Origin of the sequence: Arthrobacter sp. 135MFCol5.1, assembly GCF_000374865.1 — a bacterium.
GTDB lineage: Bacteria > Actinomycetota > Actinomycetes > Actinomycetales > Micrococcaceae > Arthrobacter.
Map to the genome: position 1 here is coordinate 518,319 of NZ_KB895452.1, position 12,154 is coordinate 530,472.

General features: G+C 63.4%; 16 protein-coding genes. 3 read left to right on the forward strand and 13 right to left on the reverse strand.

The genetic code is table 11. From position 1 onward, the window contains the following. Nucleotides 1-54 precede the first annotated feature (54 nt). The 6 genes from C563_RS0102340 to C563_RS0102365 form a co-directional block, all read right to left on the reverse strand. On the reverse strand, nucleotides 55-1,065 hold the full coding sequence (locus C563_RS0102340) for a DNA-directed RNA polymerase subunit alpha (protein WP_013601812.1): 1,011 nt from the start codon (nucleotides 1,063-1,065) through the stop codon (nucleotides 55-57). 130 nt (nucleotides 1,066-1,195) lie between these two features. Beyond that, nucleotides 1,196-1,597 carry a 30S ribosomal protein S11 gene (gene rpsK, locus C563_RS0102345; RefSeq protein ID WP_018760435.1) on the reverse strand — a complete coding sequence of 134 codons (402 nt, stop codon included), beginning with the start codon at nucleotides 1,595-1,597 and terminating at the stop codon, nucleotides 1,196-1,198. A 54-nt stretch (nucleotides 1,598-1,651) separates the two neighbouring features. Then, the gene (gene rpsM, locus C563_RS0102350) at nucleotides 1,652-2,026 is read right to left on the reverse strand and encodes a 30S ribosomal protein S13 (RefSeq protein ID WP_018760436.1); all 375 of its coding nucleotides are present in this window, start codon (nucleotides 2,024-2,026) and stop codon (nucleotides 1,652-1,654) included. Between the two features lie 184 nt (nucleotides 2,027-2,210). Then, a complete protein-coding gene (gene rpmJ / locus C563_RS0102355) occupies nucleotides 2,211-2,324 on the reverse strand; it encodes a 50S ribosomal protein L36 (protein ID WP_009358722.1) in 114 nt (37 codons plus the stop codon). A gap of 70 nt (nucleotides 2,325-2,394) precedes the next feature. Continuing rightward, nucleotides 2,395-2,616, reverse strand: a complete 222-nt coding sequence (gene infA, locus C563_RS0102360; protein ID WP_009358723.1) for a translation initiation factor IF-1 — start codon at nucleotides 2,614-2,616, stop codon at nucleotides 2,395-2,397. Between the two features lie 167 nt (nucleotides 2,617-2,783). After that, a complete protein-coding gene (locus C563_RS0102365) occupies nucleotides 2,784-3,758 on the reverse strand; it encodes a P1 family peptidase (protein WP_018760437.1) in 975 nt (324 codons plus the stop codon). 216 nt (nucleotides 3,759-3,974) lie between these two features. Here C563_RS0102365 and C563_RS0102370 point away from each other — a divergent pair, with 216 nt between their 5' ends. The 3 genes from C563_RS0102370 to C563_RS0102380 are packed head-to-tail and all read left to right on the forward strand — an operon-like array spanning nucleotide 3,975 to nucleotide 7,259. Beyond that, on the forward strand, nucleotides 3,975-4,934 hold the full coding sequence (locus tag C563_RS0102370; protein WP_026264298.1) for a carbohydrate ABC transporter permease: 960 nt from the start codon (nucleotides 3,975-3,977) through the stop codon (nucleotides 4,932-4,934). Next, a complete protein-coding gene (locus tag C563_RS0102375; protein WP_018760439.1) occupies nucleotides 4,931-5,851 on the forward strand; it encodes a carbohydrate ABC transporter permease in 921 nt (306 codons plus the stop codon). The genes C563_RS0102370 and C563_RS0102375 overlap by 4 nt, the downstream gene beginning before the upstream one ends. 58 nt (nucleotides 5,852-5,909) lie before the next feature. Next, entirely contained in the window at nucleotides 5,910-7,259 is a 1,350-nt protein-coding gene (locus C563_RS0102380; protein WP_018760440.1) for an ABC transporter substrate-binding protein, read from the forward strand. Nucleotides 7,260-7,365: 106 nt separating this feature from the next. Here the strand turns inward: C563_RS0102380 and map are convergent, their stop codons facing one another. The 7 genes from map to rplR all read right to left on the reverse strand — a co-directional run bounded on the left by map (nucleotide 7,366) and on the right by rplR (nucleotide 12,153). Next, the gene (gene map, locus C563_RS0102385) at nucleotides 7,366-8,193 is read right to left on the reverse strand and encodes a type I methionyl aminopeptidase (protein ID WP_018760441.1); all 828 of its coding nucleotides are present in this window, start codon (nucleotides 8,191-8,193) and stop codon (nucleotides 7,366-7,368) included. 72 nt (nucleotides 8,194-8,265) lie between these two features. After that, nucleotides 8,266-8,835, reverse strand: coding sequence for an adenylate kinase (locus C563_RS0102390; protein ID WP_018760442.1), 570 nt, complete (start codon nucleotides 8,833-8,835; stop codon nucleotides 8,266-8,268). A 5-nt stretch (nucleotides 8,836-8,840) separates the two neighbouring features. Then, nucleotides 8,841-10,151 carry a preprotein translocase subunit SecY gene (secY, locus tag C563_RS0102395; RefSeq protein ID WP_026264301.1) on the reverse strand — a complete coding sequence of 437 codons (1,311 nt, stop codon included), beginning with the start codon at nucleotides 10,149-10,151 and terminating at the stop codon, nucleotides 8,841-8,843. Nucleotides 10,152-10,361: 210 nt separating this feature from the next. Continuing rightward, entirely contained in the window at nucleotides 10,362-10,847 is a 486-nt protein-coding gene (gene rplO / locus C563_RS0102400; protein WP_013601817.1) for a 50S ribosomal protein L15, read from the reverse strand. Beyond that, nucleotides 10,848-11,054: a 50S ribosomal protein L30 gene (rpmD, locus tag C563_RS0102405; RefSeq protein ID WP_018760444.1), complete on the reverse strand. Its 207-nt coding sequence runs from the start codon at nucleotides 11,052-11,054 to the stop codon at nucleotides 10,848-10,850. 2 nt (nucleotides 11,055-11,056) lie between these two features. Then, on the reverse strand, nucleotides 11,057-11,773 hold the full coding sequence (gene rpsE / locus C563_RS0102410; protein ID WP_018760445.1) for a 30S ribosomal protein S5: 717 nt from the start codon (nucleotides 11,771-11,773) through the stop codon (nucleotides 11,057-11,059). Beyond that, entirely contained in the window at nucleotides 11,770-12,153 is a 384-nt protein-coding gene (gene rplR / locus C563_RS0102415; protein ID WP_018760446.1) for a 50S ribosomal protein L18, read from the reverse strand. The genes rpsE and rplR overlap by 4 nt, the downstream gene beginning before the upstream one ends. Nucleotide 12,154: the final 1 nt, after the last annotated feature.

Consider the following 12,154-nt stretch of genomic DNA (forward strand, 5'->3'; position numbering starts at 1 on the left):
CATGTGGAAGCCGTGGACGGCACACCATGGTGCTGCCCGCGGCCAAGGTCTGGTTTAGAGTTCGTCGTCGCCGAACGCGGCGTCGTCCTCTTCGATTGCTGCGGCGCGTGCTGCGAGGTCAAAACCGGGAGGCGAGTCCTTGAGGGACAGGCCCAGTTCAACCAGCTTTGCCTTGACCTCGTCAATGGACTTTGCACCGAAGTTGCGGATGTCCATCAGGTCGGCCTCGGAGCGGGCAACGAGTTCACCCACGGTGTGGATGCCCTCACGCTTGAGGCAGTTGTAGGAACGGACGGTGAGGTCCAGATCCTCGATCGGCAGTGCCATGTCGGCTGCCAGGGCAGCGTCGGTGGGCGACGGGCCGATCTCGATACCTTCAGCTGCGGTGTTCAGCTCACGGGCCAGACCGAACAGTTCCACCAGGGTGGTGCCTGCGGAAGCGACGGCATCGCGCGGGGCGATGGCCTGCTTGGTCTCGACGTCGACAATCAGCTTGTCGAAGTCGGTGCGCTGCTCAACACGGGTTGCTTCCACGCGGAAAGTAACCTTCAGGACCGGCGAGTAGATGGAGTCGACCGGGATACGGCCGATCTCTGCGTCGCCGGACTTGTTCTGAGCTGCCGAAACGTAGCCGCGGCCGCGCTCGATGGTCAGTTCGAGTTCGAACTTGCCCTTCGAGTTCAGCGTGGCGATGTGCAGATCCGGGTTGTGGAATTCGACGCCGGCCGGCGGAGCGATGTCCGCGGCGGTGACGACTCCGGGGCCCTGCTTGCGCAGGTAAGCCACGACGGGCTCGTCGTGCTCGGAGGAAACCGACAGGCTCTTGATGTTAAGGATGATCTCGGTGACATCTTCCTTGACACCCGGAACCGTGGTGAACTCGTGCAGCACACCATCGATCCGGATGCTGGTTACGGCAGCACCGGGGATGGAGGAGAGCAGGGTACGGCGGAGGGAGTTTCCGAGGGTGTAGCCGAAGCCCGGTTCCAGCGGTTCGATGATGAACCGCGAACGGTTTTCGGAGACTACCTCTTCGGAGAGGGTGGGGCGCTGTGCAATGAGCACTTAGGTTTCCTTTCGGCGAGCATCCGCTATATGACGCAACACAGGTGGTGGAAATTCGGTCTGAAGACTTAACGCGCTGGGCTTGCCCGGGCCATCACTGGTCCGGGCAAGCTCCTGCTGCGGAAAAGAATTAGACGCGGCGGCGCTTCGGCGGGCGGCAGCCGTTGTGCGCTGCGGGGGTGACGTCCTGGATGGAGCCAACCTCGAGGCCTGCGGCCTGCAGCGAACGGATTGCGGTTTCGCGCCCGGAACCCGGTCCCTTGACGAAAACGTCAACCTTGCGCATGCCGTGCTCCTGCGCACGCTTGGCAGCGGCTTCGGCAGCCATCTGGGCAGCGAACGGGGTGGACTTGCGCGAGCCCTTGAAGCCAACCTCGCCAGAGGAAGCCCAGGAAATAACAGCACCGGAGGGATCCGTGATGGAAACGATGGTGTTGTTAAAGGTGCTCTTGATGTGCGCCTGGCCAAGCGCGATATTCTTCTTGTCCTTCTTACGCGGCTTGCGAACCGCGCCACGAGTCTTCGGGGGCATTTTTTCTCCTACAGAAAGTTATTGGGGAAAGTCCGTAAATCCCGAGCGGGGATTTTAACGGGCCTTCTTCTTGCCGGCGACGGTACGCTTCGGGCCCTTGCGGGTACGTGCGTTGGTCTTCGTACGCTGACCGCGTACGGGCAGGCCCTTGCGGTGGCGCAGGCCTTCGTAGCTGCCGATTTCAACCTTGCGGCGGATATCTGCTGCTACTTCGCGGCGAAGGTCACCCTCAACCTTGTAGTTGCCTTCAATGTAGTCACGCAGCTCAACCAGCTGGGCGTCAGTCAAGTCCTTGACGCGAACGTCAGCGCTGATGCCCGTGGCAGTCAGGGTTTCGTGTGCACGGGTCTTGCCCACGCCGTAGATGTAAGTAAGCGCAATTTCCAGCCGCTTTTCGCGGGGAATGTCTACGCCAGCGAGACGAGCCATAGTGGCAGTACTCCTTGATAAACCGGAGGTCGTAGGCAGTACACCCGCACATTCCGTACGGCCCCAGCCTCCGACCGGGGGTTAGCTGTCCGGACTCTTTCGAGCTCAATGTTCCAGATCAGCTTGTGCTGCCTTTATTTACTTGCGTGGGTTAGCAACCCAGGATTTCCTTCAGGGAAGGAAATTAGCCCTGGCGCTGCTTGTGGCGCGGGTTCTCGCAGATCACCATGACCCGGCCGTTACGGCGGATCACTTTGCACTTTTCGCAGATCTGCTTGACGCTCGGCTTGACCTTCATGGCGTTCCTTTGCGTGTAACAGTTGGTCAGCTGGAGCAGCAGTCAGCATGCGCTGCAGCTGCCCAGCAATTTACTTGTAGCGGTAGACGATACGACCACGGGTGAGGTCGTACGGGCTCAGCTCCACCACTACGCGGTCCTCGGGGAGGATCCGGATGTAGTGCTGACGCATCTTTCCAGAGATGTGTGCCAGAACGATGTGCTTGTTGGTGAGCTCAACGCGAAACATCGCGTTAGGCAGCGCCTCGGTCACAACGCCTTCGATCTCAATGACCCCGTCCTTCTTGGCCATACCCTCCGCTAACTGTTGTTGCCGCAGCCCCGCCGGATTGCACCGGACATGACTACGAACGTTTTTGTTGGATCGATTGCCATCTCCAAGCCCAAAAGGGCGCGGCAGTCCAGACAACCAACAGACAACATTACGCCATCTGGCGGCGAAAGTTAAATCCAGCCATGCTAGCGCATCCGGTCGCCGTATGCACCATACGCACCCGCAGGAGTGGTCACGGCCTCCGCGCTGGCCACGCCGTCCAGAACGGCCAGGCGGACGACGTCGGCTGCCGCGCTTTGCAGCGAAATGAGGCTGGTTTGCCGGGCGGCTTCGTCCGTGCGGTCCAGCGCCAGGGCGCCGGACGCGAGGCAGAATACGGTATCCCCGTCGGCGAGGGTGTGGCTCGGATTCAGGGCCCGGGCAATCCCGGCGTGTGAGGCAGATGCCGTGCGCTTGCACTCCGCCGCATCCAGCACGGCATTGGTGGCCACGACGACCAGGGTGGTGTTCAACGGCGCCGGACGTCCCGGCTTGTCCTCCCGGTGATGGAGCCTGTCGGAATCCAGGGTTCGGTTCTCGACAAGCCCACCCACGGGGAGCCCGAGTGCGTTGACTATGGCCAGCGCACCCACAACTACGCCGTTCTCCAGCATGACCGATGCTGTTCCCACGCCACCTTTGAACTGTCCCCTGCCGATGAGGGCTCCGGTGCCGGCACCGACGTTGCCGCGCTCGACGTCGTGCCCCTCCGGTTGTGCCGACGCGGCGGCGGCTGCCGCGAAGCCCATGTCCGGCGTCGGCCGTGCGGCGAAGTCGCCACCCCTGCCAAGGTCGAAGATCGCGGCTGCCGGAACGATGGGCACGACTCCCCCGGGCACGGCGAACCCGCGGCCGTTGGCCTCGCACCAGGCTTGGGCGCCGGCGGCGGCGGCAAGCCCGTAGGCGCTGCCACCGGCCAAGACCACCGCATCCACGGTGCTGACCAGCGTGGTGGGGTCGAGCGCATCCGTTTCGTGGGTGGCGGGGCCGCCGCCCTGGACGTCCACCGACCCCTTGGTGCCCGGCGGCGGCAGGACCACCGTGACTCCGGTCAGCCAGCCATCGCCGGTCCGCTGGTGGTGGCCTACCCGGATGCCCGGGACGTCTGCAATGGTTCCCATGCCCCTATTCTGCACGTCGCGGGCGCGCCCCTGCCGCAAGGGCAAACTTTATGCGAGACTGCATCCAACACAGCGTTAACGGGCGACTAAGCCTCGGATAACAGTCCTTCGAGAAGGGCAAATGCGGGCTTCAGCCCACTGACGGTCTGGTGTAGTTAGTCCCTAGATTCAGCCAGTGCCCGCCACGAGCAGGCTCCCGACCCGGGAGAGACACGCATGACCCGTCAACTCGCCCCGCATCCGTCCGCCAAGCCCAAGCGGCCGCCAGGACCCGCAGCGAAGATTCCGCACCGGCGGTGGACCGCAAGGAACCGCCGGGACTTCTTTGTTTTCCTTGCCATGGCGCTGCCCAACCTGGTGCTGATCGCCGTCTTCACCTACCGTCCGCTGATCAGCAACATGTATTACTCCACGCTGGACTGGACGCTGGGTTCCCCCACCGCCACCGTCGTGGGCCTGGCCAACTACGCCACCTTCTTCACCAGCAATGACGCCCCCAAGGTCCTGGGGACCACCGCCGTGTTCACCGTGGTGACGGTGGGCGGATCCATGCTGCTGGGCCTGCTGGTGGCGGTGGCGCTGAACGGGAAGATCCGTGGCACCACGTTTGCCCGGTCCGCCGTGTTTGCGCCCTACGTGCTCTCCGGCGTGGGCGTGGGCCTGGTGTGGCTGTTCATCTTCGACCCCGGCTACGGCGTCCTCGCCTGGCTGCTGCGCGGCATCGGCCAGCAGAGCCCGCAGTGGATCAACGACCCCCAGTTGTCGCTGGTCATGGTGATCCTGGTGTACGTCTGGAAGAACCTTGGCTATTGCGCCGTGGTGTACCTTGCCGGGCTGCAGTCCCTGCCGAAAGACGTCATGGAAGCCGCGTCCCTCGACGGTGCGAACGGGTTCCGGCGTTTCCTGAGCATCTCGCTGCCGCTGCTGTCCCCCACCACGTTCTTCCTCCTCATCACCACCATGCTCAGCTCGTTGCAGGCCTTTGACCTCATCCGCATCATGACGCCGCTGGGCACCGGCACCAGCACCCTGATCTACGAGGCTTACCTCCAAGCGTTCGGGGCGTACAACCGGGCCGGCTATTCAGCAGCCATTTCCGTGGTGCTGTTTGCCATCCTCCTGGTGATCACCGTGCTGCAGCTGCGCTTCGTGGAACGAAAGGTGCACTACTCGTGACGTCCCTATCACCGGTCAACCCGGACCCGGCGGCCCCGGCGGTGTCGACGCCGGATCCGGCCCTCCGCCCCGACCGTCCCTTTTCGCGCCGAAACCTTGTCCAGACGATTGTTGGCGGCTACCTGCCGCTGCTCATTGCCACGCTGGTGGTGTTCCTGCCCCTGCTCTGGATGGTCCTCAGCTCCTTCAAGTCCTCCGGCGAGATTGTCACCACGGACCTGAAGATCCTCCCGGAGAGCCTGAACCTGGAGAACTATCGGACCGCCATGACCACCGTCCCGTTTGGACAGTTCTTCCTGAACAGCACCATCGTTACCCTGGCGGGGGCCACCATCAAGGTGCTGCTCGCGATCCTGACGGCGTACGCGCTGGTCTTTGTCCGCTTCCCGTTCCGGAACTTCATCTTCCTGTTGATCCTGGTGGCCCTCATGGTGCCGCCGCAGGTCTCCATCCTGCCCAACTTCATCCTGATCGCCGGGATAGGCGGAAAGAACACCCTGTGGGGCATCATCCTGCCGGGCCTCGGCACCGCGTTCGGTACCTTCCTGCTGCGCCAACACTTCCGGACCCTGCCCGCCTCCATCCTGGAATCGGCGGAAATGGACGGGGCCGGGCACTGGCGCCGGCTGTGGCAGATCGTGGTTCCGGTCTCGGTCCCCTCCATTGCCACGGTGGCACTGGTGACCATCGTGACCGAATGGAACGACTACATCTGGCCGCTGATCATCACAGACCGGCCGGAGACCATGACCCTCCCGGTGGGCCTGACGCTGTTGCAAAACAGTGAGAGCAACGCCGCCGGCTGGGGCGTGCTCATGGCCGGCGCCGTCCTGGTCATCGTGCCCATCCTGATCATCTTCGCGGCCCTGCAGCGCTACATCGTGGCGGGCCTCACCCAAGGCAGCGTGACCGGCTAAGCTGCCGGCCGCCGTCGAACTTCCACCTTCCACAAGGCAACAACCGAAAGGAACTCTCATGGCATTGCATCTGGACCGGAGGCATTTCCTGGGCCTGGCAGGGGCTACCGCCTCCGCGGCCGCCCTGGCAGCATGCGGCGGACCCTCAACCACCGGCGGCGGCCAGGCCACGTCCCAAGCGGCCGACATCGACTTCAGCGGGGTAAAGCCTGCGGCCAAGATCGACTTCTGGTCCAGCCACCCTGGCCAGTCCCAGGACGTCGAAAAGAGCCTGATTGACAAATTCCACGCCCAGAACCCGGACATCACGGTCAACCTGGTTACGGCCGGCGCCAACTATGAGGAGATCGCCCAGAAATTCCAGACCGCGCAGGCGGCCAAGTCGGGCCTCCCCGGCGTCGTGGTCCTGTCCGACGTCTGGTGGTTCCGCTATTACACCAACGGCAGCATCATCCCCGTCGACAGCCTCACCAAGCAGCTGGACATGAAGATGGACGATTTCCAGAAGTCCTTGGTGGACGACTACAAATACGACGGCAAGCAGTGGGCCCTCCCCTACGGCCGCTCAACGCCCCTGTTCTACTACAACAAGGATCACTTCGCCGCCGCGGGCCTGCCCGACCGCGCCCCCAAGACCTGGGACGAGTTCGGGGAATGGGCACCCAAGCTGAAGGCGAGCTCCGGCGCCCAGTACGCCTACATTTACCCGGCCCTGGCCGGCTATGCGGGGTGGACGCTGCAGAACATGCTGTGGGGCTGGGGCGGCGGCTGGTCCAACGAATGGGACATCACGTGCGACTCAACCGAGTCCGTGGCGGCGCTGCAGTGGGCCCAGGACTCGATCTACAAGGACAAGTGGGCTGGCGTCTCCTCCAAGGAAGCCGCTGACGATTTCTCCGCCGGCCTGACCTCCACCACCATTTCCTCCACCGGCTCGCTGCTGGGAATCCTGAAGTCCGCCAAGTTCAATGTGGGCGTAGGCTTCCTGCCGGGCGGCCCGAAGGCGCAGTCCAACGTATGCCCCACCGGCGGCGCCGGCCTGGGCATCCCGAGCGGGATCACCAAGGAGGAACAGCTGGCCGCGGGTACGTTCCTGAAGTTCATCACGCAGCCGGAGAGCACCGCGGAGTTCTCTGCCGCCACCGGCTACATGCCCACCCGCAAGTCTGCCGACATGACGGCGGTCCTGGCCAAGACGCCGCAGATCAAGACGGCCATGGACCAACTGGCCGTCACCAAGGTCCAGGACAACGCCCGGGTGTTCCTGCCGGGCGCAGACCAGGAGATGGCCAAGGCTGCCGCGAAGATCCTCACCCAGCAGGGCGACGTCAAGTCCTCCATGACGGACCTGAAGAGCACCCTGCAGGGGATCTACGACCGGGATGTGAAGCCGAAGCTGAAGGCTTAGCGCTTTTCGACACGCGAAAGCCCTGGCGAACCCCGTTTATGGGTTCGCCAGGGCTTTTGCGTGTCGCTGAAGAAAACACGCGTCGTACCGCTCTTGGCGGTTTGGCCTAAGGGATGGGAACGGGTGTGACGCCCAGCGGCACCAGGTGCTCCGCGCCGCCGTCGGGGGCCGAAAGCACCCAGATGCCCTTCTCATGCACAGCAACCGAATGCTCCCACTGGCAGGACCGCTTGCCGTCGGTGGTGACCACGGTCCAGTCGTCCTCCAGGACCGCGGTGTCGATGCCGCCACGGACCAGCATGGGTTCGATGGCAAGGCACAGGCCCGGCTTGATCTTCGGTCCCCGGTGGTTGGTGCGGTAGTTCAGCACGTCCGGGGCCATGTGCATCTCGGAGCCAATCCCGTGGCCCACGTAGTCCTCCAGGATGCCCAGGGGCTTGCCCGGAACGGAAGAGACATAATCGTCGATGGCGGCACCGATATCGCCCACATGGCTTCCCGTGGCCAGCGCCGCGATGCCACGCCACATGGCTGCCTCGGTGACGTCGGAGAGCCGCTGGTCTTCGGGATCCGCTGTGCCCACGATCACGGACCGCGCGGAATCGGAGTGCCAGCCGTCGACGATGGCACCGCCGTCGATGGAAATGATGTCACCGTCCTGCAGGACCCGGCTGCCCGGGATACCGTGGACCACTTCCTCGTTCACGGACGTGCAGATGGTGGCCGGGAAGCCGTGGTAGCCCAGGAAGTTGGATTTCGCGCCCGCTTCGTTGAGGACCGCTGCAAAGACGTCGTCCAGGTGCTTGGTGGTGACACCGGGCACCGCGGCGGCGACGGCGGCGTCCAGCGCGCGGCTGAGGACCAGTCCTGCTTCATGCATGGTGCGCATCTGGGCGTTGTTCTTGAATTCGATGCGGGGTTGGCCGAAGGCCATGGTGTGTCCTTTCAAATGGCTGAGGCTCCTCCCGGATTCCGGGAGGAGCCTCGATAACCGTGGCGCCTTGGGTCAGGCTGCCTGTGCGGCCTTGATGGCCTGCATCACGCGGTTGGTTACTTCGTCGATGGGACCGATCCCGTCCACCTGGGTCAGGATGCCACGCTCGGCATACTTGGCCACGACTGCCTCCGTCTGCTCGTGGTAGAGGTCAAGGCGGTGGCGGATGACGGCTTCGTTGTCGTCGCTCCGGCCCGTTTCCTTGGCCCGGCCCAGGAGGCGGTGAACCAGTTCCTCGTCGTCGGCCGTCAGCTGCAGCACCACGTCGAGCTTCTCGTCGCCGTCGGCGAGGATCTCGTCAAGGTAGTCCACCTGCGCGGTGGTGCGCGGGTAGCCGTCCAGCAGGAAGCCGTTTTCGACGTCGGATTCGCCCAGGCGGTCGCGGACCATCTTGTTGGTCACGCTGTCCGGCACGAAGTCACCGTTGTCCATGTACTTCTTCGCCTCGATGCCGAGCGGGGTTTCGCCCTTCACGTTGGCGCGGAAGATGTCGCCGGTGGAGATGGCCACAACGCCAAGGCGTTCTGAAATCCGCTCCGCCTGCGTTCCTTTTCCGGAACCGGGAGGTCCAATAATCAGCATTCTCGTCATCGCAAAAGCCCTTCGTAGTGACGTTGTTGTAGCTGCGCATCAATCTGCTTGACGGTCTCCAGGCCAACGCCCACCATGATCAGGATCGAGGTGCCACCGAACGGGAAGTTCTGGTTTGCGTTGATCAGTACCAGTGCCACCAGTGGAATCAGTGCCACGAAACCCAGGTAGAGGGCGCCGGGCAGCGTGATCCGCGAGAGCACGTACTGCAGGTAGTCCGCGGTCGGCCGGCCGGCGCGGATACCTGGAATGAAGCCGCCGTACTTCTTCATGTTGTCCGAGACTTCTTCAGGGTTGAAGGTAATCGCGACGTAGAAGTAGGTGAAGAACACGATCAGGAGGAAGTAAACCGCCATGTAGATCGGGTGGTCACCGCGGGTCAGGTTGTTGTTGATCCATTCAACCCACGGCTGGAGCTGCTCGCCGTTCCGGGGCTGGTTGAACTGTGCGATCAGCCCTGGAATGTAAAGCATGGAGGAAGCGAAGATCACCGGAATGACGCCGGCCATGTTCACTTTGATGGGAATGTAGGTGCTGGTTCCGCCCACGGTCCGGCGGCCGATCATCCGCTTGGCGTACTGGACCGGAACGCGCCGCTGGGACTGTTCCACGAAGACCACCAGGGCAACCGTGAGAAGGCCCACCACCAGGACGAGGAAGAAAGTCCCCGGTCCCTGGGAGGTCCAGATCGCGCCGAGCGAGGTGGGGAACTGCGCTGCGATGGAGGTGAAGATCAGCAGCGACATGCCGTTGCCCACACCCTTTTCGGTGACGAGCTCGCCCATCCACATGATCAGGCCGGTGCCGGCCGTGAGGGTGATGATGATCAGGATGGTGGTGATGATGCTCGTGTCCGGGATCACCGGGAGCTGGCAGCCCGGCAGAAGCTGGCCGGAGCGGGCCAGGGACACCAAAGTGGTGGCGTTGAGCAGGCCCAGGGCGATGGTGAGGTAGCGGGTGTACTGGGTCAGCTTGGACTGGCCCGATGCGCCCTCGTCGTAGAGCTGCTGGAACCGGGGAATGACCACCCGGAGCAGCTGGACGATGATGCTGGCCGTGATGTACGGCATGATGCCCAGGGCGAAGATGGACACCTGGAGCAACGCGCCGCCGCTGAAAAGGTTGACGAGCTGGTACAGCCCGCCGGCAGTCTGACCGTTATGCAAGCATTGCTGGACATTCTGGTAGTTCACACCGGGCGAGGGAATGAAAGCACCCAAGCGGAAGATGGTGATGATTCCCAGCGTGAACAACAACTTGCGTCGCAGATCAGGCGTGCGAAAGGCCCGGCCAAATGCGCTAAGCAAGCGTCCTCCTGTGGTGTCAATAAGAGTGGGGTTGCGGAACTTGATAAATCCCGACATCCGAGTCTAACGGTTGGATGCGCGATGCGAACAATCCATCCCCGCCGGGGTGCGCCGGAAGGCAGGAAAAATTCGCCCGGCGGATATGGAAAACTCCCGGTATCCGGGGCCAAAGCCCGCGGATACCGGGAGTTCAACAGCTGGCGCCGTCCCTTAGAGGGCGGTGGTGCTTCCGCCTGCTGCGGCAATCTTTTCTGCGGCGCTGGCCGAGAATGCGTGGGCGGTGACGTCAACCTTGACGGTGATGTCGCCGGTGCCCAGCACCTTGACGGGCTGGTTCTTGCGAACGGCACCCTTTTCGACCAGGTTCTCCACGGTGACTGCGCCACCTTCCGGGAACAGCTCGTTGAGCTTGTCCAGGTTTACAACCTGGAACTCAACCCGGAACGGGTTCTTGAAGCCGCGCAGCTTCGGCAGGCGCATGTGCAGCGGCAACTGGCCGCCGGCAAAGCCAGCCTTCACCTGGTAGCGGGCAGCCGTACCCTTGGTACCGCGGCCGGCGGTCTTACCCTTGGATGCCTCACCACGACCAACACGGGTCTTGGCGGTCTTGGCACCCGGAGCGGGACGCAGGTGGTGAACCTTCAGGGCGTTCTGCTTCTCAGCAGCCTGTGCCTTATCAGCAGTGTTCTCTGCCATTTACTTCGCCTCCTCTACCTTTACCAGGTGCGGAACCGTGTTGATCATCCCGACGGTCACGGCGTCGGCGGTGCGGACAACGGTGTGTCCGATCCGCTTCAGGCCGAGCGACCGCAGGGTGTCGCGCTGGTTCTGCTTGCCGCCAATGGCGGACTTGATCTGAGTGATCTCCAACTGAGCGTCGGAGGGGACCAGGTTCTTAGCCATGACTAGGCACCTGCCTTCGGGGCGAGAAGGGCCTTCACCAGTGCCTGGGGAGCAACCTCGTCCAGCGGCAGGCCGCGGCGTGCTGCCACGGATGCCGGCTCTTCGAGGCGCTTCAGGGCATCAACGGTCGCGTGAACGATGTTGATGGCGTTGGAGGAACCGAGCGACTTGGAGAGTATGTCGTGGATACCCACGCACTCCAGTACTGCACGGACCGGACCACCGGCGATAACACCGGTACCGGCGGAGGCCGGACGCAGCATTACGACGCCGGCAGCGGCTTCACCCTGAACACGGTGCGGGATGGTGCTGCCGACGCGGGGAACGCGGAAGAAGGACTTCTTGGCCTCTTCAACGCCCTTGGCGATAGCAGCGGGAACTTCCTTGGCCTTGCCGTAGCCGACGCCGACCATGCCGTTACCGTCACCAACGACCACCAGGGCGGTGAAGCTGAAGCGACGACCACCCTTGACGACCTTGGAAACGCGGTTGATGGTGACAACGCGCTCTACGAACTGGTTCTTTTCGGCTTCACGGCCACCGTCGCGGCCGCCACGGCCACCGCGGTCGCCGCGGCCCTGGCCACGGTCTCCACGCTCGCCGCGACGGGCGCCACCACGGCGGTCCTCGGCAGCGGGGGCAGTGGTCTCAGCAGCTGCGGCTTCGGGCGCCTTCTGATCTGCAGACACAGTGTCCTTTTCCTTGTTTGCTTCGGTCACAGTGACAGCCCACCTTCGCGTGCACCGTCGGCGACGGCGGCGATCCGGCCGTGGTACTTGTTACCACCACGGTCGAATACGACAGCCTCGACACCGGCAGCCTTGGCACGTTCGGCAACGAGCTCGCCGACGCGCTTGGCCTTGGCAGTCTTGTCACCGTCGAATGCACGAAGGTCAGCTTCCAGAGTGGACGCGCTTGCTACGGTCTGGCCAATGCTGTCATCGACAACCTGGACAAATACGTGGCGTGCGGAGCGGTTGACCACCAAACGGGGGCGGGCAGCCGTACCGGCAATGCGCTTGCGGATACGAAGCTGGCGGCGGCTGCGTGCAGCTGCCTTGCTCTTGTTCGTACGCTTCTTGTTAATGGCGATGGCCATG